This window comes from Hyphobacterium sp. SN044, from assembly GCF_021864465.1.
Classification (GTDB): domain Bacteria; phylum Pseudomonadota; class Alphaproteobacteria; order Caulobacterales; family Maricaulaceae; genus Hyphobacterium.
On sequence record NZ_JAKKUV010000001.1, the window covers coordinates 430,036 to 455,490 of the forward strand.

Below are 25,455 nucleotides of genomic sequence, written 5' to 3' on the forward strand. Positions count from 1 at the left end.
GAAAAGGCGCGGGGCGGCTTTGCGTCAACCCTCAAGCGCGGGGAGAAGCGCTGCACCTGTCCGTCAGCCTCGAAGCGGCCTCTACGCTCTTGGCCGATTTCGAAAGGACGGCGGAATGAGCCAGGAAAACTCCCCGCGCCTCGGGCTCGACTATCTGATGCCCGCCCAGGCGCAGAAACATGTGACGGTGAATGAGAGCTTCCGGCGGCTCGACGCGCTGGTGCAGATGAGCGCAGCCAGCCGCACGGTCAGCGACCAACCCGCCGATCCCGATGACGGAACGATCTGGATCATGCCGGTTTCGGCGTCGGGTGCTATCTGGTCGACCTTCGGAGAGAACGAGATCGCAGTGTTCCGCGACACCTCCTGGGTGTCGATCCCGCCGCGGGCCGGGTGGCGCTGCTGGATCGAGGACGAGGACGTGCTCGTCGTGTTTGACGGCACGGACTGGATCGAGACCGGCGAGACCCTCTCCCGCCTCGCCAACCTGGAGCGCCTCGGCGTGGGAACGGCGGCAGACGCGGCCAATCCCTTCTCTGCCAAGCTGAACGCCGCGCTCTGGACAGCGTTGTTTGCGGGCGAGGGCGGAACGGGCGATCTTCGCTACACGCTGAACAAGGAAGCCTCGGCCAATGTGCTGTCGCTGCTCTTCCAGTCGAACTGGTCGGGACGGGCGGAGGTCGGTCTTGTGGGCGACGACGACCTGGTCGCCAAGGTCAGCCCGGATGGCACGAACTGGATCGAAGCGCTGCGCCTGTCCAACGGCACCGGGGATCTCGCCTGCATCGCCGATGTCAGCGTAGCATCGCTGAATGGCGGCACGCTCGGCGGTGTCCGGAATTTCCTGATCAATGGCGGAATGGACATCGCGCAGCGCGGCACGGCTTTGTCCGGCCTCGGCGATGGCGACTTCACCCTCGACCGGTGGTGTCTCGCGGTGTCGGGCGGAGGAGCCTCCTCTGTCGCCGCCGAGCGCACGGACTTGCCGGCCGGAGAACTGCCCGCCGGTTTGCGCCACGCTTTGCGCCTGTCGCCTGCCGGAGGCGCAGGCAGTGGCAAGTGCGCACTGGTTCAGCGTACGGAAGCACTGCGCGAGACGGCGGGCAGGACCGTCACGCTTTCGGTCTGGATGAAGGCGGATGCGCCCGTTGCCGTCGGCGCAAACCTCACCCAGAATTTCGGCGTTTCCGGCTCGGCACCCGTGACTTTGACCGGGTCTGCCGCCGTGTTGTCGACGTCGTGGCAGCGCTTCAGCTGGACATTCGATCTGCCGGACATCACCGGCAAGACGATTGGCACGAACGAACATCTGGCGATCGCCTTCGATCTGCCCGTCACCGGTACGCCGCAGATCGACGTGACCGGTGGTCAACTGGAATCGGGTTTGACCCCCACGCCCTTCGAACCGTTATCGGCCAGAGGCAGCGAGGACGCGGAGATGCGCCGCTGCCAGCGCTATTTCCGTCGTATGCAACCGGGCGCGTTCAACGCCTTCCCCGGCATCGCGATCAATCTCGGCTACAACATCACTCGCATCGTCATGGCGCTGTCACCGGCGATGCGCGCGGCCCCGACGCTCAGCTGGTCGGGATCGCTGCAGGTCACCCCGGCGGATGCCGCGGTCGATACGCTCGAATTCTTCACCGCGAACCGAAACCTGGTCGTCCTGCAGACCGGCTCGACCGACCCGATCGCCGCCGGCGCGCTTATGATGCGCGCGCTCAGCGCGGATTCGCATATCTCCTTCAGCGCGGAGCTTTGATCATGACCGAACTCGTGACCGCCCGTTGGGCCGACGCCGAACACACCCGTCTCATCGCCGAGAGTGCCGCGGGAGAGACGCTGCACATTCCGGCCAATCCGGCGAACACGGATTTCGCACGGTTGATGACGTCCAGCGTCGAGATCGCGCCCTTCGTGCCGCCATCACCGAACTGGTCTTCCATCCGCGTGGAGCGGGATGCGCGGCTCGCCGCGACGGACTGGACGCAACTTGCCGATGCGCCACTGGGCGCGTCGCAGTCGGCGGCCTTTGCCGCCTACCGGCAGGCGCTGCGCGACCTGCCGGCCCAATTCCCCGACCCCGCCGGCATTGTCTGGCCGGTTGCACCGGAGGCTTGAGCCATGAGCGAACTCATCGATTTCGGCGCGTCGGCGGTCACCGGCGGCGCGCTGGGTGTCCTCGGCACGGCGCTGGGGCGCGTCGCGGGCTTCTTCGAGCGGCGGCAGGACCACGCGCAGGAACGCGAACGCTGGGCGCATGAGCGCGAGATGGCGGACGCCGAGGCGGCCCGCGCGGATCAGGCCGCGGCGCGTGATGCCGAAACGGAGCGGCGGCAGGCCTCCTATGCCGGGCTGCAGGCCAGCCTGGAGGCGGAAACCGCGATCCGCGCCAGCTATCCCTGGGTCGAGGCGGTCCGGGCGCTCGTCCGGCCGATCCTGACGCCGCTTCTCTGGCTGCTTTACCTGATCGTCTTCTTCGCGGTGATGGAGGGACAGGCTGAGCGCTATCTGACGCCGGAGGCGCAGGGCGACTTTATCGGCTACTTCATCGCCAACATCGCCTTTGCTGCGACGGCGGCGACGCTGTGGTGGTTCGGCGACCGCGCCCCGCCGCCCGGCTGGCGGCGGTAGGAACACAATCTATCCCAGAAACATCGACGTTTCCCGGACGCCCGTCAGGGCGATCCGGGATCCAGACTGGGCCCCGGTCTTCGCTTCGCGAAACCGGGGAGCGTCGGAGTAATTCGAGCCGCCCTTCGAGACGGGCGCTTCGCGTCCTCCTCAGGACAAGCTCTGTCCTGAGGAGCGCCCGTCAGGGTGCGTCTCAAAGGGCGAGGGCGCTACTTGTCAGCCATCTCCCGGATCGCCGCGATCACCGTCGGGCGCACCGCATCGGTCATGGCGTGGCCGTTCACAGCGATCATCGACAGTTCGGCATGCGGGCAGGCCTGGGCGAGGGCCAGGGCCGTCCCCGCGGGGCAGACCATGTCGTAGCGGCTCTGGACGATGTGCAGCGGCACGTCCTTCAGCCGTCCGGCATCCCGCAGGATCTGGTCGGGCTCCAGAAAGCAGTCATGCGTGAAATAGTGCGCCTCGATCAGCGAATGCGTCGCGACATAGCCGCGGCCGCGCGCCGCCATCGAATCGCGCGCCGCCTCGGGTGATTTTTCCAGATAGGACAGCCGCTCCTCATACTCCGTCCAGCGATAGAGCGGTGAGGCGCGCAGATCGTCGATGGTCGCCGACGAATCATCCAGCCGGTCGAGCACGGGCGGGCCGTCGGCCCATTCACGCGCCATCGCATCCATATACCAGGCCATCAGGTCAGTGGATGGGGCGTCGTGAAGTTGTTCGGGCACATGCGTCAGCAGGTCGGCGCGCACGTCCGGGAAAATCCGCGCGACCCCGTTCGGCGACAGCCACCAGTCGAGCTCGCCCGGCGTGCCGGTGAAAATGCCTTCCACCACAACCCCTCGCACCGAGCCGGGATGCGTCTCGGCGTAGAGCAGGGCCAGCGTCGAGCCCCAGGACGGGCCGAATACGACGAAGCGGTCGATGCCGAGATGTGTCCTCAGCGCTTCGATGTCGGCGACGAGATCCTGCGCGGTGTTGTGCGCAAGGCCGGCCAGCGGCGCCGAACGCCCGGCGCCGCGCTGGTCGAGCAGCAGGGTGTCGAAAATCTCCGGGTCGAACAGCCGGCGGTGATCGGCGGTACAGCCCGACCCCGGCCCGCCATGCAGCATCAGCGCCGGCACGCCGCCCCTCTTGCCGCTGCGTTCATAGTAGATTTCGTGACCGCCGGTTACGGCGAGGCGGCCGGTTTCGTAAGGGTCGATCGGAGGAAAGAAGGTCATGAGAGGAACGACTCCCCGGCGCGAAGGTCACTCGCAATACGCATCACGTCCAACGCGGCAGGTCCAGCGCCGGTTTCGACCGGTCAATCCGGGTGAGGGGGCCGACGGCGCGCCCGAAAGCCCGGATGGGCTTGAGGAACGGCGCAGGAATTCTCGGCGTTGCATCTCAGCGCCGGTTTCGAGCGGTTCGACTGGGTGAGGGGGCTGCCGGCGCGCCCGAAAGCCCGGATGGACTTGAGGAACGGCGCAGGAATTCTCGGCGTTGCATCTCAGCGCCGGTTTCGAGCGGTTCGACTGGGTGAGGGGGCTGCCGGCGCACCCGAAAGCCTGGATGGGCTTGAGGATATGCACAAATATTCTCAGCAGCGCATCTCAGCGCCGGTTTCGGGCGGATCGGCTTGGTGAGGGGGCTGCCGGCGCGCCCGAAAGCCCGGATGGGCTTGAGGATCAGGAAAATGGTGCCGCAAGAGAGAATTGAACTCTCGACCTCGTCATTACCAATGACGCGCTCTACCACTGAGCTACTGCGGCATACCCGTTCGGGAGACGGGCGTATAACGCAACCCCCGCCGCTCGCCAAGAGCGGCTTGACTGCAACTGCACACACCCCCATCACGCTGACATGAAGACAGGCAAGACCCCGCCGAAGGGCAGGAAGGGCGAACCGAGCCGCGAGGACCGGTTGGCCGAAGCACTACGCGCAAATCTCCGCCGCCGCAAAGCTGCCGCGAAACCCGAAAAACCGTCGAACTGACGCCGCTTTCCCGCGTTTGAGTGTCTGCCGGGCAAGGGCGGCAGCGAACAGGATATTTCATGGACCGGATACATATCGAAGGCGGCGCGCGGCTGAACGGGCGGATCCCGATCTCCGGGGCGAAGAATTCGGCATTGAAGCTGATGGCGGCGGCGCTGCTGACCGATCAGAAGCTCAAACTGACGCGCATGCCCGACCTGGCGGACGCCCGTTTCCTCACGGTGCTGCTGACCCATCTGGGTGCGTCGGTGGAGGCCGGTCCGGGGTTCATGAATATTGAGGCCGGAACGCTGGCGCGCACCGAGGCACCCTACGACCTCGTCCGCAAGATGCGCGCGAGCTTCAACGTGCTCGGCCCGATTCTCGCCCGCGAAGGCCAGGCGCGCGTTTCGCTGCCCGGCGGCTGCGCGATCGGCGCGCGGCCCGTGGACCTGCACCTGCAGGCGCTGACCGAGCTCGGCGCGTCGATCGAACTGGAAGAGGGCTATGTCGTCGCCTCGGCGAAATCGGGCCTCAAGGGCGCGCGGATCGCCTTCCCCTTCGTCTCGGTCGGCGCGACGGAACATGCCATGCTCGCCGCCGTCCTCGCCAAGGGCGAGACGGTGCTGGAGAACGCCGCGCGCGAGCCGGAGATCGCTGATCTGGCGCATTGCCTGAACGCGATGGGCGCGAGGGTCGAGAATGCCGGCCAGTCGACCATCCACATCACCGGCGTCGAGCGCCTGGGCGGGGCCGAACACGCCGTGGTCCCCGACCGGATCGAGACCGGCACCTACGCGCTCGCCGCGGCGGCGGCCGGCGGCACGGTCGTGCTGGAAGACGCGATCCCCGAGCACAATGAAGCGCTGTGGAAGCTGATGCGCGCGGCCGGGATCAAGGTGACGCCGGTAGAGGGCGGTATCCGGATCGATCGCAACGGCCATCCGGTGACGGCGGTGGATGCCGAGACGCGCCCCTATCCCGGCTTCCCGACGGATCTGCAGGCGCAGTTCATGGCGCTGATGACAAGGGCGGACGGCACGTCGATCATCCGCGAGACGATTTTCGAGAACCGCTTCATGCACGCGCCGGAACTCTCCCGGATGGGCGCCAACATCACGGTGCGCGGAAACGAGGCGGTGGTGCGCGGCGTGAAGTCGCTGCGCGGTGCGCCGGTCATGGCAACGGACCTGCGCGCCTCGGTCAGCCTCGTCATCGCCGGGCTGATGGCAGAGGGTGAAACCATCATCGGGCGCGTCTACCATCTTGATCGCGGCTTCGAACGGCTGGAAGAAAAGCTGAAGGCGTGCGGCGCGCAGATCGAGCGAAAGCCGGAAGCTTAGGAAGCACAAGAGGAAACCGGGTGCGCAAACCCCTGAGACTGATCGCCAGCGAACCGGACGAGGTGGAAATCGTTTCTGCAGCGCTCCAGGACGCCGTGGCCCAGCTGGGCGACATCAAATGGGACCGCCGCGCGCGCCGTTTCACCCTGGTGGTCAATCGCTACCGCTGGGAAGATGGCAAGCGCGGCCCCGGCTGGCGCGTGCGCTCAGCCCTCGATATCGGCAGCGTCACCGCAGTGAAGTCTTCGCGCGTGAAGCAGGACGCGCCCGGCGCGGTCGTGTCCGTTCTCGCCCTCGTATTCGAGACCGGCGAAGCCCCGGGCGGCGCGTTGCGCGTCGATCTGTCCGGTGGCGGCCGCATCCGGATCGAGGTCGAATGCGTCGACCTCATCCTGGCGGACCTGTCCGAACCCTGGCGCGCGGTGGGCCGCCCCGATCACGGAGGGCTGGACGCATGAGCGAGACGCACTGCATCGCGTCGATCGAGCTGGCCGGCTTCAACGCCGCCGGCGAGGGGCAGGCCGACCACGAACGCCGCATTGCCGTCAGTGACCTGCTCGACAGCAATTATTTTGCCCCCGAGGACGCGCCGGAGGGGCCGTATGATGTGCGCATGGCGATCGAGGACGGCCGCCTGATCATCGATGTGCGCAATCTCGACGGTCAGAGCCTGAAGGCGCACGTCTTCTCAATGGGGCCCTTCCGCGGCGTCTACAAGGATTACTTCATGATCTGCGATAGCTATCACGAGGCCGTCCGCGACGCCTCGCTGGCGCAGATCGAGGCGATCGACATGGGTCGCCGCGGCATTCACAACGAGGGCTCCGAGCTGCTCCGCGAACGCCTCAAGGGCAAGATCGAAGTCGATTTCGAGACCGCCCGCCGGCTCTTCACCCTGATCGGGGCATTGCACCGCCGTGCCGTGGCCTGATACCGGGCCTGATCCCGCGTGGCCGGAACCGGTGATGCGCACTCGACGTTTTCCCCTTTAATCACTATATAGCCGCCACCGCGGACGCGCCCGAGCGATTCCGCGTCGTTTGCGTTGTCTAAAGAGGAGCCGCATGGCGAAGGAAGAACTTCTGGAGTTTCCCGGTGAGGTGACCGAGCTGTTGCCGAACGCCACCTTCCGGGTGAAGCTTGAAAACGATCACGAGATCATTGCCCACACGGCGGGCAAGATGCGCAAGAACCGCATCCGCGTCCTCGCCGGCGACAAGGTGCTCGTGGAAATGACGCCCTACGATCTGACGAAGGGCCGCATCACCTATCGCTTCAAGTAAGACTCTGCCGGATTGGGGCGCGAGCGCGTCATGACGAAGCCGCGCCTGATACTGGCCAGCGCCTCGCCGCGCCGCCTTCAGCTTCTGGACCGTATCGGCATCGTGCCGGACGCGGTCCTGCCCAGCGACATCGACGAAACCGAAATCCCCGGCGAAACGCCGCGGCAGATTGCCTTGCGCCTGGCGCACGGCAAGGCCGAGGCCTGCCCGGACCGGGACGCCTTCGTGCTGGCGGCCGACACCGTCGTCGCGCAGGGGCGCCGCACGCTTCCGAAAGCCGAGACGGTCGAACAGGCCGAGGCGTGCATGCGCCGCCTCTCGGGTGGCAATCACCGGGTCTGGACCGGGGTCGCGCTGCGATCGCCGGATGGTCAGATCACGACCCGCGTCAGCGAATCCCGGGTCAGGTTCAAGCGCATGTCCGAGACCGAGATCCGCGCCTATCTCGCCAGTGGCGAATGGCAGGGCAAGGCCGGCGGCTATGGTCTTCAGGGCATGGCCGAAGCCTTCGTGATCCAGGTCATCGGCTCGCCGTCCAGCATTATCGGCCTGCCGCTCTATGAAACCGCCGCGCTTCTGACCGGGGCCGGCTTTCCAGTGTTCGGATCAACGAAATGAGCCGCATCGTCGCCGTCGAGGACGCCATCGGGGAAACCCGGGTTGCGCTGGCCGACAATGGCCGCGTCGTCGAGCTTCACATCGAACGCTGGAGCGAGGCCGGGCTGCGCGCCCGCGCCGGTGCGCTCTATCTCGGGCGCATCCGCACCATCGATGCGCGCCTGAACGCCGCCTTCGTCGATCTCGGCGTTGGCGAGGCGGGCTTCCTGCCCTTTGGCAAGGCCGGCCGTCCCGCGGGCCTGCACGAGGGCGCAGCCATCCCGGTGCGCGTCACCCGTGAGGCCCATGCCGGCAAGGGGCCGACGCTCGCGCGCGAGGAGGGGGAGTTTTCCGCCGATGCGCCGCGCCTCCTCGAAGACGCCGCCCCGCTCGCCGAACGGGTTGCAGCACGCTTTCAGGACGCCGAAGCGCGCTGGGCCGACGAGGTCCGCATCGACATCGCCGAGGCCATCGACGAGGCGCTTTCAAGAGAAGTCGCCATTCCGGGCGGGGGCCGCCTGATCATCGAGCCGACCGCGGCGCTGACCGCGATCGATGTCGACATGGCGGGACGCCAGGGCCAAAACGGAGCATTGGGCGCGGCGGAGAAGATCGCCGCCGACCTCAACCGATCCGCCGCCAAGGAAGCCGCCCGCCAGATCCGCCTGCGCGGACTGGGCGGAGTGATCGCCATCGACTTCGTCCATATGCGCGACCGGAAGATCCGGCTTGGCGTCGAACAGGTGCTGAAGGCCGCCGTGAAGCACGATCCTGCGCGGATCGACATCGCGCCGATCTCGCCGTTTGGCATCGTCGAACTGGCGCGCCAGCGCACAGGCCGATCGCTCTCCGAACTCCTGAATGGGCCGGGTGGCCAGCCGAGCGACGAGACGCTGGCGCTCAATGCCATCCGTCGCCTGGAATCCGAGGGCCGGTCCGACCGCCGCCGTCAGCTGAAACTTCGCGTCAGCCCGGCCATCGCCGCCTGGCTCGACGCCGAACACATCGCCTGGCGCGATGCGCTGACCCAGCGCATCGGCCCGCGCTTCGCGCTCGAGACGGTTGACACCTGGCCCCGCGAGCGGTTCGACGTGTCCTCGAAATGAGTGACACGAAACCAACCACCGCCCGCTGCCCGATCTGCAAGAAGCCGACGGTGCCGGACTACCGCCCCTTCTGTTCGAAGCGCTGCGCCGATATCGACCTCGGCCACTGGTTCAAGGGCGACTACGCCATCCCCGGCGATCCGGTCGATCCCGCCGACCTGCCGCCCCCGGATGGCACGCCGGATGAGGGCGGTGAAAACAAGTGATTTTGGCCCGTGGACAGGCGCGCCGCGCCTCTCTATAAACCGCGCTCCAACTGACGGCGAAGCGCTTCGCGCCCCCGCCGCACGCACCGGATGCCCAGGTAGCTCAGTTGGTAGAGCAGCGGATTGAAAATCCGCGTGTCGCTGGTTCGATTCCGGCCCTGGGCACCATTCAACTTATTATCTTAGCTCAACTAATTGTCTTAACCCACGCTCGCGTTGACCATTCGTCGGGCTAATGGTCTTAGTTGTCCTCACAGTGCCGACAGTAGGTCTGCAAGCATGCACGATGCTAGAGAATCCGATCAGCGATAGGACATAGCTAAGCCGATATCATGAGCAGCATCGACGACGAGCGAACAACGGCCATCGGGCTTTTTAATTTCGCGGAGTCGTATCGCATTTGTGCAGACAGTCTTACGAACAGTCGCCCCTCTGGGCTGCGCTTCGAGCAACCCATTCAGTTCCTTTATTGGCACGCGCTTGAACTGTTCCTGAAAGCGTTCCTACGGGCGAAGGGGGTGGGCATTGCCGAGCTGAAGAGTCGCTACGGTCACAATCTAAAGAAGCTTCAAGCCGAGGCGATCAATCGAGGATTCATCAAATTGGAACTAGCAGCATGGCTGATCGAGAACTGGCAGCCGATGGATATTTTCGAGACACGCTACATTCGCACAGGGGCAGCTCAGATCCCGCATTTAGAAGACCTCGCGCTGGCCGTGGTAGAACTGAAACGGACGATTGAACCGATCGTGATGCGGGGTCAGCCTTAGTCGAACCCGGCAAAGGGCAAGTTCGGATGGCGTCTATATCTGCCATGCTTCTATCCAAAAACGCGCAATAACTTCATCGGCTGCCGTGTTGGTCGGTGTGACTGTGAGGGCGACAGTTTTGTCCCGAGCTAGCCTAGCCTCACCGGTTAGGCCCAGCGTTCGCGGCGCTCCGGCTGGTCGAGGCATCGTGTGAACGTTAATTCCCAAGTTGGCCTGCCAGTAGGTATTCGGAGGTGATATTTCAGCCGTGTAACGGACAAGTACGCCGCCTGGTACAAACGGAATTTTGTAGTTAGAAATTGCTAGTGGCTTGCCTACCGAAGTCTTCAGAGTCGCAGCGAGTTTTGGGCGGTGGAGAACAAATTGGTCCTCAAACCAGTGCCCCTCATCGCGGATCAACTTTCCAGCACCCGCAACTGCCACGAAGGCATTGATTAGCGTCCAACCAACTAGCGTCGAAAGCGCGGCGTAGAATTCTGCGAACCGTACCAACAGCTCATCGCGAACGTCGTTTTCAGGCACACCCCAACGAAATAGCAACACAGCGACGATCGCGGCGGTAATCGCGCCGCCAGCACCAAACGCGATCGAGGTAGCGCTCATCCGCCCGAGATAAAGCGTGCCGAAGGCAGTCAGCCATTGAAAAATCTTAAGCTGGCGACGTCGCGAAAGCACCGGTGAATTCCCCCCTCACGAATAGCCGATCCAGACCGCCACGATCAGGGCGATCGCGGCCGCGAGCGTCAGCTTGATCATCAGCGGGAAGACGAAGCGGAACCAGCGCGCATAGGGGATGCCGGCAAGGCCGAGAATCCCCATCAGCACCGCATTGGTCGGCACGATCATGTTCGAGAAGCCGTCGCCGAACTGGTAGGCGAGCACCGTCACCTGGCGGCTGACGCCGACAAGGTCGCCGATCGGCGCCATGATCGGCACGGTAGCGAAGGCCTGGCCGCTGCCCGACGGGACGAAGAGATTGAACAGCGTCTGGATGAACAGCATGCCGACGGCGGAGAATTCCGCGCGCACCTGTTCCAGCGGCGTCGCCAGCGCATAGACCACGGTGTGCAGCACCTGACCGTCCTCGAGGATGAGCGAGATCGAGCGCGCGAAGCCGACGAGCAGCGCCGTCGCCGTCAGCTGTGCCGCACCCGCGATGAAGCTTTCCGCCGCGTCATCCAGCCGGAGCCGGGCGAAGACGATGGCGGCTACAGCGAGCGCAAGGAAGACGGCGGCGAGCTCGGTCAGCCACCAGCCCTGCAGCGTCACGCCGAGGATGAGGCCGACAATCGTCACGCCGAGCGAAAGGAGGACCAGCCGCCGCGGCCAGGTCATCGGCGGGTAGTCTTCCGGCGGCGGGGCCTGCGCCGTGGGGACATCGGCCACCAGGCTTTTCGACGGGTCGTTCCGGACTTTCCTTGCGTAGCTGTAGACGTGGTGGAAGCCGATCGCGAAGATCGGCACCGCGATGGCCAGCCGGTACCACCAGCCCGACAGCGGGGTCAGCTCCGCCACGTCCTGCGCGATCATCACGGTGAAGGGGTTCATGAAGGACACGCCGTAGCCGACGCCGTAGCCCACCACCATCATCCCGACGGCGGTCATCGCGTCGAGCCTTAGTGCCGCGCACAGCGCCACGAGAATGCCGACGAAGGCGATATATTCCGCGGCCATGCCGAAGGCGGCTGAGAAGGTGCCGAACACGAACATCGAGGCGAGGACGAGGAGGGCCAGCCGCTCGCGGAAATGCACCAGCATCCCGCCGATCGCCGCCTCGATCGCGCCGGTCGAGCGCACCACGCCGAGCACGCCGCCGATCAGGAAGACGAAAAAGATCACGTCGGCCGCGGACGCCATGGCGCGTGGGATGACGGTCAGCAGATGCCAGGGCATGAGGGTAGGCGCGTCGTCCGCGACCTCGTACGTGCCGGGGACGACCATCATCCGCCCGGCCTCGTTCGGGCGCATCTCGAAACTGCCCGCCGGCAGGATCCAGGTCAGAATCAGCGCCGCGATCATCATCATGACCATCAGCACCAGCGTGTGTGGGATCCGGAATCCGCGCTTGCGCGCACTGCCGGCATCAATCTCCGCCATTCGCCATCCCCTTGAGCGATTTCCGTGGGTTGCGAGTGGAGTCGCCCCGGCGGAAAAGGTCAAGCAAACTCGGACGGTCTAGGCCTCGAAAAACGGTTTGATCGCGCGGGCGGCCTGGCGGATACGCTGGGTGTTTTCCACGAGGGCGAGGCGGACATGGCTGTCGCCCTGTTCCCCGAAGCCGAGGCCCGGCGCGACGGCGACGCTGGTTTCCTCCAGCAGGCGCTTGGCGAATTCCATCGAGCCCAGATGCGCGAACCGCTCCGGGATGGGGGCCCAGGCGAACATGGTCGCGGGCGGGGAGGGCACGGCGAACCCGGCGCGGCCGAAGCTTTCCACCAGCACGTCGCGGCGGTCCCGGTAGAGGCCGCGCAGCGCATCGACATGGTCCTGTGGACCGTCCAGTGCGGCGACGGCGGCGATCTGGACCGGCGTGAAGGCACCATAGTCGAGATAGGATTTCACCCGTTTCAGCGCGTCGATCAGGCGCGCCGACCCGGCGGCGAAGCCGATCCGCCAGCCGGCCATGGAATAGGTCTTCGACATCGAGGTGAATTCCACAGCGATGTCTTTCGCACCCGGGACTTCGAGGATGGAAGGCGGCGGATCGCCCTCGAAATAGATCTCCGAATAGGCGAGGTCTGAGATGACGTAGAGGCCGTGCCGTTTCGCCAGTGCAACCGCCTCGGCGTAGAAATCCCGGCTCACGACACGAGCGGTCGGATTGCTGGGGAAGTTCAGGACGATGGCGCTGGGCGCGGGAACCGAGCGGCGGCAGGCTGTGTCGGCGATCCGAAGGAAATCCTCTTCCGACGCGAAGGGCACGGACCGCACCACCGCTCCGGCAATGAGGAATCCGAACATGTGGATCGGGTAGGAAGGGTCCGGCACGAGAATCACATCGCCCGGCGCCGTGATGGCTTGCGCGAGATTGGCGAGGCCCTCCTTCGACCCCAGCGTGACGCAGACTTCGCGGTCGGCATTCAGCGAAACGCCGAAGCGCCGCTCGTAATAGCGGGTGAGGGCTTTCCGGAGGGCCGGCACACCCTGGCTCGCGGAATAGCGGTGGGCCCGCGGGTCCCCGGCGACCTCGGCCAGCTTGGCGACGATGTGGGGGGCCGGGGGCTGGTCCGGATTGCCCATGCCGAAATCGATCACGTCGCGCCCGGCCTTGCGGAAGGCCAGCTTCAGCCGGTTGATCTCGGCGAAGACATAGGGCGGCAGGCGCCGCTCGCGATAGAATTCAGTGGGGAGGTCAGCCATCGGAAACAGAAATCCCTTCGTCCGTCACCGGCACACCACAATTCGCGCCGGGCTGCAATCGCGCGCAAACGCTTCCCGGAACATGGGAACCGGACCGGACGTTTTGACGGCAGAAACGAGGCTGTTCAGGGAGGCCGAACATGACCCGATATGGACTGAAGTTCTGCGCCAGCGTCGCCGTTGTGTGTTCTGTCGTGGCGGCTTGCGGCAACAATGATCCCTATATCGACGACGGCGAGGCGACTGGCCCGTCCGATGAAATCACGGTGACGGGCGTCATCTCACAGGGCCAGCGCTGCGCGCTCATGACCGCCGATGATGGCACGGTCTATTCCCTCGCCGGCGCGCAGGGCGTGTCGGCCGGTCACCGCTACGAGATCAGCGGACTGCGGGTCGAGGAATCCGTGTGTGTGGATGGCGACGTCCACATCAGCGTCTCGACCGTGTCCGAAGATTTCGAACCGCCTGCCACGCCCGAAGGCTCCGCGATCGATCGGGACTATGTGCTTGGCGCCTGGACGCACCGCGGCGGTGACTGCGCACGCCCCGATTTCGACGTCACCTCCAACACCGCCGGCGGCCAGGTGGTCGAGACCGCGCTCGATGGCGCGCCGCGCACCGGCTATGTCCGGCTGGGCGACGCACCGGCCTTCATCTTCGACCAGCCGCTGCGCGAATTTCCGCTGGAGGCACGGCGGGCGGAATCGCTGGCGGTTCTTCCGGCGGACGGCGATCCGGTTTCGCTCGGCGGTCAGACCATCACTGGGGATGGCGTGGTCTTCATCAAGTGCGCCGAGGAATTCGTCGAACAATAAATCTCCGGCCGCACGATCATCTCGTGCGGCCGGAGCGAGACGTTCCCCCTGAAAGAACGCCTCAGTTCTGCGGCGTGGTACGAACAGCGATCGTCGTGCCGCCCACCAGCCGTGCCGAGTCGAAGTTGATCTGCCCGTTCGTGTAGGTGACCTGGATGAAGATCAGCCCGATCCGGTTCTGTGCCGGCGCGAAGGCGATCTCCTCGCCCTGGCCTTCGAGCCGCACCGCGAAGGTGCGCGACTCGCCGGGGTCGAGACCGCTGATCGACAGGTGCGGCGCAAAGTCCGAATAGCAGACCCCCGTGGTCGGGTCGGTCGGGCAGATGCTGAGCCCGACCGGCAGGGGCGGGAAGGGATCGATCCCGCCGACGACGTTGAAGAAGGCTTCGCCCGCCGCCGCGGACAGCGCGCCGGAGAAGGAATCCGCGAGCGCGATCGGCACGACCAGCACGTCGCCTTCCACCGAACCGATATTCACCGCCGCCGCCGCAACGCGCGCCGCGCCGTCCAGCGGGACTTCTGCCCCATTCCCGCTGGTGGGGGCCATGGAGGTGAGGATGTCGAGCAGCGGTGTCTCCGACACCGTCAGATAGAGCGTGTTCAGCGAGGTCTGACGGGCGGCGGAACCGTTCTCGCAGCCCACCGTCACCGGGGTGAGGGTCAGCCCGCCGAATGCGCTCGGCGTCGTCGTGTTCGGGCCGCGCTGGGCGCCGAAGGCGAAGATCTGCGACTGGCCCGCCGGGATGTCGGCCGCATCGCCCGAACCGCCGGCTTCCGGTGTCAGGGGCATGAAGCGGAAGACCCCGGGATAGCCCAGTGGGGCCAGGACGCCGCACTCGCTGGCGTCCTCGCCGGAAGCGGCGGCCGAGGCCGCGACGAGCGCCGAGACGAACCGGTTCGGCTGGACCGTCCGCACCTGGGGTGCGACGGCGGTCATGACTTGTGCGGAACCGGCCTCGCTGGAAACCGACCAGTTGAACACGAATTCCGCGTTGTTCGGCACAGCGCCGCCGAAGGAAATCGGCATGGCGCGGATATAGAGGCCGCCGTCCGGGATGGTGACGGAATGGATCTGGCCGAAGCTGAGTGTCGTGTAGACCCAGCTTTCGACTTCGGAAAGCGAAGCCAGCGCGTTGCCCGAGAACGTCTCGAGCACGACCCCTTCGGTCGCCTGTACGACGGACAGGTTCAGCTGCGAGCCGGCAGGGCCGCTCAGCTGCATCCACAACGTCCCGCGATCGGCTTGAGTCGGCGGGAAGGGTTCCCCGGCCTCCACCGTCGATCCGGCGAAGCTCATCTGTTCCAGACCGCTGTCGCCGGTGAGTTCGAGCGCCGAGGCGAACGCGTCATAGCCCGCAGCCAGCGGAAGGACGGCCAGCGTGATCGGGTCGCGCTCGCCTTCGCCCGCCGTGTTCGGAATCGGGTTGTAGTCGACCGCGATGTGCAGCCTGTCACCTTCGTTCGTGGCGATATCGACGCTGGCATCCCCGCCCGTAACGCTCGCGGATGCGACGGTCTGGAGGGCGGCCAGCGAGCCGCCGCGATAGACGCCGATCGAGGTTTGTCCGAGGCGGCCCTGAGCGGTGAAACGGACCGTGCCGCCGCGCTGGGCTTCCATGACGTACCAGATCGATCCGCCATTATCCTGGCCGGCGTGATCGGGCTCGCCGATCTGTGTCGTGGCGCCATAGGTCGAGGCCGGGAAGGAGGCGACGGCATCGGTGATCGGGAAGGCGTTGGCGAAATTGTCGTTCAGGGGGCGCTCGGTCGGCGGCGCTCCGGCATAACCGATCGTCGTCGCCGTGATCGTCAGGACCTGTTGGCCGCCCTGCCACGGCGTGGAGATCTCAATCTCGCCATTGGTGCGGCCGAGCGTGACGGCGGCCAGGTCGATCTCGATCCCGAAATCGACACTGCCACCTGCGGCGATTGTCGTGGTGAAGCTGCGCAGGCCGCCGCCGAAGGTGATGGCGTCGTTGCCGGTTGCGGTCACCGTCACATTCATGTCGGCAGTGCCGGTATTGCGGATGGTGTAGGTCACCGTGTCCGGCTGTTCGGGACGGTTCAGATCGACGGTGGCGTAGAAGTCGGTCGTCGGGCTGACGGCGAGCGGACCCATGCCTTGCGTCAGTTCGACCAGCGCCGCATAGGCGGCATTCAGTTGAATGCGCGGGCGCGTGAGATTGTTGTCGGTATCGGTGATCGGCCGGCCGGTGGCTTTCAGCGCCAGTTCGATCTCGTCGAGGCTGGCATTCGGGACCGCCGAACGCAGCAGGGCGATCGCGCCCGCGACGTGAGGCGTCGCCATCGAGGTGCCGTTATAGGCGTCATAGAGCGGGGTGGTCCCCTCCATATCGGTCGATGAGCGAATGCCGACGCCGGGGGCCAGCAGGTCGACGACAAAGAAAGAGTTGGAAAAGGACGCCACGCGATCGTCGCGATCGGTCGCGCCGACCGTGATCGCCTGTTCGATACAGGCGGGCTCGGCCAATCCGTAATTCCGCGATTCATTGCCGGACGCGATCACCGTGGCGACGCCGGCCGTGCGCAGCATCGAAACGATCGGGGTCAGCGGATTGGCCGGACAGAAATTCTCCGTATAACCGCCACCGAGGCTCATATTGATCGCGGCCAGCTGGATCGGGTCCCCGCCCTCGGGGTTGGGAATTTCCCGGTTGTCGAACAGCCATTCGAGCGCGGCGAGCTGATCGCTGGTCTGCGAATAGGCGTCATTGTCCTCCGTGTCCGTATAGAACACGTTGACCGCGACGATGCCTGCGGCCGGGGCTACGCCCATGAGCTGCCGGCTGGTGCCGTCGAAATCCGTGGTCACCGGACGGCCCGCGGCGGTTCCGCCGACATGGGTGCCATGCGTTGCGGGAAGGCCGCAGCGGTCGCAGTCATCGCCGGAGCGGCCGCCAATCTCGACCGGCAGGCCGCCCGGACAACGCGATACCGCGTGGATTGTCGGGTCGGTCGTCGAGAAACAGGCCGACGAAACGATACCGTCCGCCAGCATCGGGTGGTCGTGGTCGGTGCCGGTATCCACGATGGCGACGGCATAGCCCTCACCGGCGAAGCCGAGGTCGTGCATCAGCGTCGCGCCGATCAGGGGCAGCGAAGCGTCCATCATGGTCTCGGTGATGAGGTCCTCGACAATCCGTTCGACGCCGGGTGCACGGGCCATCGCCTCGATCTCGGCGCGATCCAGCGACATCGCGAGCGCCGGCGTATGGCGATAGGACTGGATCAGTCGTGGAGCGTTACGCAGTTCGCCTTCGGCACGATCCTCGGCCAGCGCCGCGATCGCCCGGTCCCGGCGCGATTCAAGACCCTCGAGCGACAGGCCGAGCGCCGCATTCACGGCGGCGTCCTGTGTGGCTCGGATCGCTGCGCTTCGTTCCGCGCGTGCGGACGCGGAAAGGGCTGCAGCCTCAACCGGAATTCCGGGGTCCGACATCATCACGATGACCCGGACGCGCGCACCGGATTCGAGCGCTGCGGCCTGTTCGTCGGACACTTGCACAGGCGCGTCGGCGACGGCGTGGCCTGAAGCAAACAGCAAAGCGGCCGAGACCAGCCCGGCAAACCTCGAAAACGACATGATCGACTCCCCCAGCGCGGACGTAGAGCGGGTAAAAATTTCCAAACCTGCCGTAGAATAGAAAATTCTTTCAGCAAATCAGAAGCTTGCCCGCAACTCCCCGATTGATTTCCGGGCCGGAGTGTAGGAATGCTACGCAAGGATGTGTTATTCAGCCCGTCTCACTTCGGCGGGCGTTCTTGCGCATCCGTCTCAATAATCGGCCGTCTACGGGGGGAGTGTGGCGGACAATTCCGAAAACGCGCGCGCACTCGCCGCGCCCGTCGATGTCGCGGTTTTCGACACGCGTATCGCTGCACCGGACGAGCAATTCGGTCTGTGGCGCGACAGTATCGGCGTGCTGTTCGACATCGATGCCGGACCGGATGCGGGCCGGACCGGCTACCGGGCGCGGCTGGACAGCGCGATGGCGGGCGAGGCGATGATCACGCGGGTGCAGGCGGGCGCCCAGGCCTTCTCACGCAGCACCCTGCGCAGCTACCGCGACGGCATTGAAGGCGTCATGTTTCAGGTCTTCACGCGAGGGAATGTCTCCCGGCGCGACGACGCCAGCACGATCGCAGCCGAGAATGCGTTGATCGGTTTCGATCTGACGCGCGACATGCAGACGGCAAATTCCGACTTCGATCTCGTGTCCGTGATCTTTCCTCGCGATGCGATCGAAAGCCGGCTGGGCAACCTGTCGGATCTGCATCTCGAGGCCGTGGCTTCAGATGGCGCGCTCGCTCAACTGACCGCCGGCTTCCTCGTCAGCCTGCAGCGGATGATCGGCAGAATGGATACCGGGGAAGCCGCAGCCGCCGTCGATGCGGCCGCGGACCTGATCGCGGAATGTTATCGCGGCCAGACGCGCCGCCTCGACACGTCGGAGAGTGTGCGGATCGCGGCCGTTACCCGCGCCAAGTCATTCATCCGCGAACGGATTCTTGCGGGTGAACCGGTCGAGGTTTCGACCGTCTCGCGCGCTCTCGACGTCTCGCGTGCCACACTCTATCGCGCCTTCGAGCCCATCGGCGGCGTCGCCGCCTTCATTCGCGCGGAACGATTGCGCGCCTGTCTCACCGACATTGCGCGCCTGGCGCGAGGCGAGATCGCGGTCACGCTGGGCGAGTTGGCCATGCGGCGCGGATTCGAATCCGACGCCCAGTTCAGCCGGGCCTTCAAGGCCGAGTTCGGCATGACGCCGTCCGAGGCGAGACGCGCGCTGGCGAAGGCCCCCGGATTCGCCGGCGAGATCGGCGAAGCAGACCGGCGCTACGAACTTTGGGTTCGGGCCGTCGGTGCTGCCTGAGACAGGCTTCCTGGACAGGCTCCGGCTTTCCAACCCGCCGCCAATCTCCTATGGCCTTTGAAGAGTGCGGGGGCAGGGCATTGTGAACGACACAGAACCGACAGGCGAGATCGAGGCGGGCATCGAGTCGGCTCCCGATCCGTGGGACACGGCGGATCTGCAGCAGTTTGTCGCCGGGCGCGATGAAGCGGCCATCACGGGCTGGATCGAACGCCGCATAACGGCGGGCGACTGGACCGGCGGATACCCGGCCGCGGCCGCGCTATTGTCCGGCCATCGCTACTACATCGACGCGTCGCGCCTTCTTCGCGGGGCGTTCGAGGCGGGCACAGATCCCTATGACGCGCCGCGCGCCCTGATCCCCTTCTGGTACGGCACCGGCGATGCCAGCCTCGTTGCCGTCGCCGCCACCGACATGACGCTGGCCCTCGACACGATCGACTTCGCCTTCCAGGGCGACGATTTCCACAAGGGCATGGTCCGCTCCGCGCTCGGCGGAATCAGGCTGCTGGCGAATATCGAGGCCGGCCGCTCCGGCCTTGATGACATTCCCGCCGAAGGCATTCACGGCATCGCGCTGGAGGCGCTGTGGAAGCGGATCTGGATGCAGCACGCCTCGCTGCAATTCACGTCCGCACAACGCCTCGCTCTTGCTTATGTCCGGCTCGTGAAACCGGGACCCGCCGACATCATGTCAATCGCCGCGACCTTCTTCGGCTGGCATGGCGGCGCCGCGGCCGGGCTCGACCTTCTCGAAACGATCGAGTTCGAGGGCAGCGCAGAGACCGACCGCCTCGTGCTTGCGCTTGCCATCGCGTTCGAAGCGGGGCTGACGGACCGCTATCGTGCCGCCCGGTCCGCCCTGCAGGACCATCTGGCGGACCCGGCACCCGGCGAAACTCCTCCCGAGGACAGAGCGGCGCGCGAAGCCGAGGCCGAGCGTGCGCAGGCGACGCTCGATCTCTACGCGATCCGCGATGCGCTCGACGCGGGTGATCGCGAGCGCGCGGCGGGCTTGCTCGCGGCGTCCCGGGCGCGCTTCCTCGATGCCCGTTGGTCGGGTGTGTTCGCGCTTCCGGATATCCTGCTCGGCGGACAGGCGGGCCTGAATGCGTCCGTAGAGTTGGCGCGCGACTATCTCGCCGCGGAGAACCCGCCACGCTCCCCGTTCGCGCCGCACATTCTCGCCGACATTTTCGCGAAAGACGGAGATTGGGAGACCGTCTACCGATTGTTCGAGGGCGACGCGGCGGGGATCCGCGCGGCCTATGCCGGGCTGACGCCCGGTCAGCCGGAATACGGCACCGCCGACCCGGCGAGCTGGCCGTCATCGGCCCTGGTGCTGAGCGGCTGGGGGCTGGGCGATGACATCTTCCGGCTCGGCCTGTTGCACCGCCATCTGGGCGCGGGTCATTACACCATGATGCTCGATACGCGCCTCGTTGAAATGGCCCGGCGCGCGCGGCCGGACTGGCACTTCCTCGCGCACACACGCGTCGCGGAAGTGGGGGCCACCGAATTCTGGAACCAGCGGCGCGGCGTGCCGGAGGCCATCGATCCCCTCCGCGTCCCGGCTTGCGCGCTCGACGCTGCCGACCGGCATGGCGCGGTGCTGGTCCAGGAAGACCTGCAAGCCATGCATGCCGCCCGGAAAGGCATTGCGTCGCACAAGTCCGCCACGCCCGTGCTCGAACCCGATCCGGCACGTCTTCGCGCGATGCAGGTCTGGTTGGCCCAGGCCGCTGGCGGCCGGCCATCCATCGGCCTGTGCTGGCGCTCGGGGCTGGCTGGTGCGGCCCGGTCCTCCTCTTTCTTCGGCAATGCCGAAATTGCGCGCCTGATCGGTTCGGCACCTGCGGCCTGGGTGCTGATGCAATATGACTGGGATGCAGGCGAGATCGCGGACATCGAAGCCCGGTCCGGCGTGAAATTCATCGTCCATCCGGACCTCGACTTGCGGGGTGACATCGAAGGCGTCGCGGCACTGGCGCGCGCCTGCGATCTCGTGATGAGCACCGGGGTGTCGACGCGCGAGATTTGCGCGGCTGCGGGCGCCAACGTCTACTCGATTTCCTTCGGCTGGCCCTGGGCGAATGCCTGGCGGCGCGATGACGGGATGCGGGATACGATCTTTCCGTCCATGATGCATTGCGATCCCGATGGCCGCGAAAGCGTGCTGGCGCAGGCCATCAACCGGGCGCGACTGGAGACAGAATGATGAAAGAGCGAGCCGAGATTGCCCTTCGCGAGCTGGAAGATGCCGACGTGACCGAACGCTATCTGGCATGGTTCCGCGATCCGGAGGTCACGAAGTTTCTCGAGTCGCGGGACCTGACGCGCGACGACGTGCTCCGCTTCATCAATGACAGCCGCGGCAAGCGCCGCTTCATCTGGGCGATCTGCGATGCGGACACCGGACTGCACATCGGTAACGTCAAGATCGACGTGAACTGGAAGCATTCGGCGGGCGAGTTGTCGCTCGTGATCGGTGACAAGGATTACTGGGGCCGGGGGGCGGCGACCCGGACGATGCAGCTGGCCACGGAAAAGGCTTTCACCGAACTGGGAATCCGCAAGATCCGGTCAGGCCTCTATGCCGACAATCACGGCTCGCGGAAAATGCTCGAACGGGCCGGATGGCGGCTTGATGCGCTTCAGCGCGACGAATTGCTGCGCGACCGGACACCGGTCGACCGCCTGATCATGTGCGCCTTCAATCCCGGCGAATGGCGGACTCAGCCGCCCGAAGGCCGGGCGTAGACGGTCAGCGCGCGGCCGATCCCGATTTCGGCGCAGGTCCGCCGGAAGGCGATCAGATCGTCGATCGAGCGTTCCATCAGCGCCAGTTCGAATTCGGTCCGAGCCCAATGCGCGCCGCGGCCCTTGGTCCGGTCCGTCATGTAGTTCGCGGCGTCATTGAGCAGGAACAGGTCGACCGGGAACTCGGTGAGGAATTCCGCGATCTCGAACCCGTGCGCCTCGACGACATGGCGCAGCGTTTGTGCGTTGAAATAATTGATGTGGTCGGGAACGCAGACGAAATACTCCGGATCGGCCCGGCCCGTCGCGATGATGTAGTCCTGCAGCCAGGACGTGTCGTTCGGCGTCGAAATCCGCACATAGCCGCCCGGCGCGACCACGCCGCGCAGCCGCGACAGCAAGGCGCACGGGTCGGGGACGTGCTCCAGTACGTGATTGCAGATCACCACGTCATAGCGGTTCGGCCCGTCAATCTCCGCGTCGAGCCAGGCAAAGGCATCGGTCGCGATCACCCTGCCGGCGATCTCGGGGTTGAACTCCTTCGCCGCGTCGGCGGTGAAGTCGACACCTTTGACCTCCCAGCCCTTGCGGTGGAAGTAGGCCAACGTGAAGCCTTCGCCGGCGCCGACCTCGAGCAGGGTGCGCGGCGTACTGCCGACCACGCGTTCGGTTTCGGTTGGCTGTATCAGCTTGTGCCGCAGATCGCGGTCCTCATAGGCATAGGCATAGTGTGAGGACGCGTCTTCCTTGGTGAAATACTTCTGGCTGTAATACTCGGCGAGTTCGGCTTCGCTCGGCACGTTGGCGAGCTGCCAGAATCCCATCTCGTGCTGTTTCAGACGCCCCAGCATGCCGCCCCCTGTTTCTGCCCGCGAACCTAGGCAGGGCCAGCATGCCGCACAAGCCGTCACCGCATCGCTGGCTTGCGGGGCAGGTGTGCCGCTGCTAGCCCTTCATCCGGGGACGGACTTGGCGGCAGCGCCATGCCGGGCGAGGGGCAGGCATGCTATTCAACTCCTTCGAGTTTCTGTTTCTTTTCCTGCCGGCGACCATCCTCGCCTACTACCTGCTGCGGCATTGGGTGGCGCATCACGCGGCCCTGATCGCGCTGACGCTGGCCTCGCTGATCTTCTATTCCTGGTGGGATATCCGCTATCTGCCGCTGCTGCTCGGCTCGGTGGTGGTGAACCATTTCCTCGGACTCGCCATCGGGCGCAACGCGCAGCCCTGGCTCGGGATCGGAATCATCCTCAATCTCGGTGCGCTCGGCCTGTTCAAATATGCCGACTTCTTCGTCGGCAATGTGAACGCCGTGGCCGGAACGGACATGCCGCTGCCCGGTCTCCCGCTGCCGCTGGCGATTTCCTTCTTCACCTTCCAGCAGATCAGCTTCCTCGTGGACGTGGCGCGCAAGCACACCCGGCCCGGCCCCTTCCTCAACCACACCCTCTTCGTGTCCTTCTTCCCGCAGCTGATTGCCGGCCCGATCGTCCGTCACGACCAGATCGCCGACCAGTATGCCGACAAGGACCGCAAGGACGACCTCGCCGAGAATATCGGTGTCGGCCTGTCCATCTTCGCGATGGGTCTCGCGAAGAAGGTGCTCATCGCGGACAATATCGAACCCTTCGCGGCCTCCGCCTTCGGTGCGGCCGCGCGCGGCGACGAACTGGGCATGCTCGAAGCGTGGTCAGGCGCACTGGCCTATTCGCTGCAGATCTTTTTCGACTTCTCGGGCTATTCCGACATGGCGATCGGGCTGGCACGGATGTTCGGCTACCGCCTGCCGGCGAACTTCAACGCGCCCTACCGGGCGACGTCCGTGGTCGATTTCTGGCGCCGCTGGCACATCACGCTGTCGCGTTTTCTGCGCGACTATCTCTACATCCCGCTGGGCGGGAACCGGAAAGGCCCGCAGCGCCGCGCGATCAACCTCATGCTGGTCATGCTGCTCGGCGGTCTCTGGCATGGCGCAGCCTGGACCTTCGTGGTCTGGGGCGGGCTGCATGGCCTCGGTCTCGCCTGGTGCCACATGATCAACCGCATCCGCCCGCAGGGCCTGTTCCCGAAGGCGAAATGGCTCGCCATTCTCTTCACCTTCCTCTTCGTGACCGTGGCCTGGGTCTTCTTCCGCGCAACCAGTTTCGACGCCGCATGGGAAATCCTCTCCGGCATGGCCGGGATGAACGGCATCGGCGCGGGGGTTGGCGACGAGCCCTGGATCGCCATCGTCATCGGTCTCGGCATCGTCTGGCTGATGCCCGACACGATGTCCTACTTCTCCAACTATCTCGACGAGCGCACGCTCGACGGGTCGGAAGGCAGCCTGCAGAAGGGCTGGCGCTGGAAGCCGGGCGTGTGGACCGCGGTTCTGATCGCCTCGATCCTCTTCCTCGCCATCGTTAATTCGTGGACCGCCGCGGAGTTCATCTATTACAACTTCTGACCGCTCCACGCCTCCGGGTAACCGGATGGGGCGCTATGCGCGCACGCTGCTGATCGCGTTTGCGGTCTGGCTCGTCGGCTTTGGCGGATTCACCTTCCTTGTTGACCCCTATGGCCTGATGCCGGGCGTGCAGATCCCCGGCGTCAACGAGCGCCGCACCCGCGCGCATGAGGATGGCTACCGCGTGCGTACCGGCCACCGCCTGCTGGATACGGAGGCCGGCACGATCATCATGGGTTCGTCGCGTGTCGCCGACGGCTATCCGCGCGACATCCCGGACTGGGAAGGCGGGTTCGAAAATCTGGGCATGGCCGGCACCACCGCGTTCGAACTGGCGCGTGCCTCGACACTCGCGGCCGGCAACCCGGACATTCGCTGCGTCATCATCGGCATGGATTTGCGTGAATTCGGCACTGAGCCGAACGCCCACGCGACCTATTGGCTGACGCCGCTGGCCGGCGGGCCGCGCCTGTTCGCGGACATCCGCATGCTGCTCTCGCCGAGCGCCTTTGCCCGGGCGATGCAGACCCTGACCGACAACATCACCGGCGGGTCCGACACGCGCTGGGAACACGCCTATGACGAGGACATTCTGCGAGAGCGCTTCGAGGAGGAAATCTCCAAACGCTATCGCGGATACTCGACCTATTCCTACGATCCGGAACGCATGCGCTTTCTGTTCCGCGGTGTCGATGCGCTTCTCGCCGAGGGCAAGCAGGTCGTCTTCATCATCCACCCCGTTCATGTCTGGCAGGAAGAGGCGGGCTATCGCGCCGGCGTGAATGACGAGGAATACGCGCTGCGCCGCGATGCCGGCCGGCATCTCGCGGCGCGGCCTCAGATCGAGGCGGAACGTCCCTGTTTCGAAGGTCCGGCGCTTCAGGTCTGGGATTTCGGCGGCTATCAGCCGGTCTCGCTGACCGCGCCGCCGGACTGGGACGGGGAGGGGCCGAACCCCTGGTATTACGTGCCTGCGCACTATCGCCCGGCGCTCGGGCAGGCCGTGCTCGACCGCCTGCGGGGCCGCGACCGCGAGCCCCCCGTCAGCGCCGACATGTTCGGCTATCGGCTGACGCCTGAAACGCTGGATGACGTGCTGGCGGCTCGCGAAGCCCGGCGCGAGGCCTGGCTCGCCTCGGGCGATGAGTGGATGGAGTACGTCTCGGGCGAATTCGACGCACTCGACGAGAATCCGCCGCCGCCCGAACGCGATGCCCGGCACTATCTCAACCGCGACAACTGGAACCAGCTCGAGCGCGATGTGCGCCGCCACGGCGGCTAGGC

The 25,455-nt window shown here is 65.7% G+C and carries 23 protein-coding genes and 2 tRNA genes; 18 read left to right on the plus strand and 7 right to left on the minus strand.

Features of this window, described 5'->3' with window-relative positions; translation table 11 throughout:
* The first annotated feature begins 115 nt into the window (after positions 1 to 115).
* From L5876_RS02180 to L5876_RS02190, 3 genes are read left to right on the plus strand one after another with little or no spacing between them, the layout of a single operon-like run.
* Positions 116 to 1,762 (plus strand): DUF2793 domain-containing protein, encoded by a 1,647-nt coding sequence (locus tag L5876_RS02180; protein WP_236954447.1) that lies wholly within the window; start codon positions 116 to 118, stop codon positions 1,760 to 1,762.
* Positions 1,763 to 1,764: 2 nt separating this feature from the next.
* Positions 1,765 to 2,121: a tail fiber assembly protein gene (locus L5876_RS02185; protein WP_236954448.1), complete on the plus strand. Its 357-nt coding sequence runs from the start codon at positions 1,765 to 1,767 to the stop codon at positions 2,119 to 2,121.
* Positions 2,122 to 2,124: 3 nt separating this feature from the next.
* Positions 2,125 to 2,634 carry a hypothetical protein gene (locus L5876_RS02190; protein WP_236954449.1) on the plus strand — a complete coding sequence of 170 codons (510 nt, stop codon included), beginning with the start codon at positions 2,125 to 2,127 and terminating at the stop codon, positions 2,632 to 2,634.
* Between the two features lie 209 nt (positions 2,635 to 2,843).
* On the opposite strand, the gene L5876_RS02195 is transcribed toward L5876_RS02190, so the two are convergent.
* Complete coding sequence (locus L5876_RS02195; protein WP_236954450.1) at positions 2,844 to 3,857, minus strand: alpha/beta fold hydrolase; 1,014 nt, start codon at positions 3,855 to 3,857, stop codon at positions 2,844 to 2,846.
* A 456-nt stretch (positions 3,858 to 4,313) separates the two neighbouring features.
* Positions 4,314 to 4,388: transfer RNA gene (locus L5876_RS02200), tRNA-Thr, on the minus strand.
* Between the two features lie 282 nt (positions 4,389 to 4,670).
* Here L5876_RS02200 and murA point away from each other — a divergent pair.
* The 9 genes from murA to L5876_RS02245 all read left to right on the plus strand — a co-directional run bounded on the left by murA (position 4,671) and on the right by L5876_RS02245 (position 9,895).
* Positions 4,671 to 5,933 (plus strand): UDP-N-acetylglucosamine 1-carboxyvinyltransferase, encoded by a 1,263-nt coding sequence (murA, locus tag L5876_RS02205; protein WP_236954451.1) that lies wholly within the window; start codon positions 4,671 to 4,673, stop codon positions 5,931 to 5,933.
* Between the two features lie 20 nt (positions 5,934 to 5,953).
* Entirely contained in the window at positions 5,954 to 6,391 is a 438-nt protein-coding gene (locus L5876_RS02210; protein WP_236954452.1) for a DUF2948 family protein, read from the plus strand.
* Positions 6,388 to 6,864 (plus strand): UPF0262 family protein, encoded by a 477-nt coding sequence (locus L5876_RS02215; protein ID WP_236954453.1) that lies wholly within the window; start codon positions 6,388 to 6,390, stop codon positions 6,862 to 6,864. The genes L5876_RS02210 and L5876_RS02215 overlap by 4 nt, the downstream gene beginning before the upstream one ends.
* 133 nt (positions 6,865 to 6,997) lie before the next feature.
* Entirely contained in the window at positions 6,998 to 7,216 is a 219-nt protein-coding gene (gene infA, locus L5876_RS02220) for a translation initiation factor IF-1 (RefSeq protein WP_019961978.1), read from the plus strand.
* 30 nt (positions 7,217 to 7,246) lie between these two features.
* Positions 7,247 to 7,834, plus strand: coding sequence for a nucleoside triphosphate pyrophosphatase (locus L5876_RS02225; RefSeq protein ID WP_236954454.1), 588 nt, complete (start codon positions 7,247 to 7,249; stop codon positions 7,832 to 7,834).
* Positions 7,831 to 8,919 (plus strand): ribonuclease E/G, encoded by a 1,089-nt coding sequence (locus L5876_RS02230; protein ID WP_236954455.1) that lies wholly within the window; start codon positions 7,831 to 7,833, stop codon positions 8,917 to 8,919. The genes L5876_RS02225 and L5876_RS02230 overlap by 4 nt, the downstream gene beginning before the upstream one ends.
* Positions 8,916 to 9,125, plus strand: a complete 210-nt coding sequence (locus tag L5876_RS02235; protein WP_236954456.1) for a DNA gyrase inhibitor YacG — start codon at positions 8,916 to 8,918, stop codon at positions 9,123 to 9,125. The genes L5876_RS02230 and L5876_RS02235 overlap by 4 nt, the downstream gene beginning before the upstream one ends.
* Positions 9,126 to 9,217: 92 nt before the next feature.
* Positions 9,218 to 9,293 (plus strand) — tRNA-Phe (locus L5876_RS02240).
* Between the two features lie 164 nt (positions 9,294 to 9,457).
* The gene (locus tag L5876_RS02245) at positions 9,458 to 9,895 is read left to right on the plus strand and encodes a hypothetical protein (protein ID WP_236954457.1); all 438 of its coding nucleotides are present in this window, start codon (positions 9,458 to 9,460) and stop codon (positions 9,893 to 9,895) included.
* A 33-nt stretch (positions 9,896 to 9,928) separates the two neighbouring features.
* On the opposite strand, the gene L5876_RS02250 is transcribed toward L5876_RS02245, so the two are convergent.
* The 3 genes from L5876_RS02250 to L5876_RS02260 form a co-directional block, all read right to left on the minus strand.
* Positions 9,929 to 10,570, minus strand: coding sequence for a hypothetical protein (locus tag L5876_RS02250; RefSeq protein WP_236954458.1), 642 nt, complete (start codon positions 10,568 to 10,570; stop codon positions 9,929 to 9,931).
* Positions 10,571 to 10,585: 15 nt separating this feature from the next.
* A complete protein-coding gene (locus L5876_RS02255) occupies positions 10,586 to 11,992 on the minus strand; it encodes a YfcC family protein (RefSeq protein WP_236954459.1) in 1,407 nt (468 codons plus the stop codon).
* Positions 11,993 to 12,070: 78 nt separating this feature from the next.
* A complete protein-coding gene (locus tag L5876_RS02260) occupies positions 12,071 to 13,255 on the minus strand; it encodes an LL-diaminopimelate aminotransferase (protein ID WP_236954460.1) in 1,185 nt (394 codons plus the stop codon).
* Positions 13,256 to 13,395: 140 nt separating this feature from the next.
* Between L5876_RS02260 and L5876_RS02265 the strand changes: the two genes are divergently transcribed.
* On the plus strand, positions 13,396 to 14,070 hold the full coding sequence (locus L5876_RS02265) for a hypothetical protein (protein WP_236954461.1): 675 nt from the start codon (positions 13,396 to 13,398) through the stop codon (positions 14,068 to 14,070).
* A gap of 61 nt (positions 14,071 to 14,131) precedes the next feature.
* Here the strand turns inward: L5876_RS02265 and L5876_RS02270 are convergent, their stop codons facing one another.
* Positions 14,132 to 17,674 (minus strand): S8 family serine peptidase, encoded by a 3,543-nt coding sequence (locus L5876_RS02270; protein ID WP_236954462.1) that lies wholly within the window; start codon positions 17,672 to 17,674, stop codon positions 14,132 to 14,134.
* 220 nt (positions 17,675 to 17,894) lie between these two features.
* Between L5876_RS02270 and L5876_RS14800 the strand changes: the two genes are divergently transcribed.
* From L5876_RS14800 to L5876_RS02285, 3 genes are all read left to right on the plus strand, one after another.
* Positions 17,895 to 18,965: an AraC family transcriptional regulator gene (locus L5876_RS14800; protein WP_236954463.1), complete on the plus strand. Its 1,071-nt coding sequence runs from the start codon at positions 17,895 to 17,897 to the stop codon at positions 18,963 to 18,965.
* 82 nt (positions 18,966 to 19,047) lie between these two features.
* Positions 19,048 to 21,183: a hypothetical protein gene (locus L5876_RS02280; protein ID WP_236954464.1), complete on the plus strand. Its 2,136-nt coding sequence runs from the start codon at positions 19,048 to 19,050 to the stop codon at positions 21,181 to 21,183.
* Complete coding sequence (locus L5876_RS02285) at positions 21,180 to 21,725, plus strand: GNAT family N-acetyltransferase (RefSeq protein WP_236954465.1); 546 nt, start codon at positions 21,180 to 21,182, stop codon at positions 21,723 to 21,725. The genes L5876_RS02280 and L5876_RS02285 overlap by 4 nt, the downstream gene beginning before the upstream one ends.
* Here the strand turns inward: L5876_RS02285 and L5876_RS02290 are convergent.
* Positions 21,701 to 22,576, minus strand: a complete 876-nt coding sequence (locus tag L5876_RS02290) for a bifunctional 2-polyprenyl-6-hydroxyphenol methylase/3-demethylubiquinol 3-O-methyltransferase UbiG (protein ID WP_236954466.1) — start codon at positions 22,574 to 22,576, stop codon at positions 21,701 to 21,703. The two genes, L5876_RS02285 and L5876_RS02290, sit on opposite strands and share 25 nt — an antisense overlap.
* Before the next feature lie 152 nt (positions 22,577 to 22,728).
* Here L5876_RS02290 and L5876_RS02295 point away from each other — a divergent pair, with 152 nt between their 5' ends.
* Positions 22,729 to 24,171: an MBOAT family protein gene (locus L5876_RS02295; protein WP_236954467.1), complete on the plus strand. Its 1,443-nt coding sequence runs from the start codon at positions 22,729 to 22,731 to the stop codon at positions 24,169 to 24,171.
* 25 nt (positions 24,172 to 24,196) lie between these two features.
* Entirely contained in the window at positions 24,197 to 25,453 is a 1,257-nt protein-coding gene (locus L5876_RS02300) for a hypothetical protein (protein ID WP_236954468.1), read from the plus strand.
* Positions 25,454 to 25,455 lie beyond the last annotated feature (2 nt).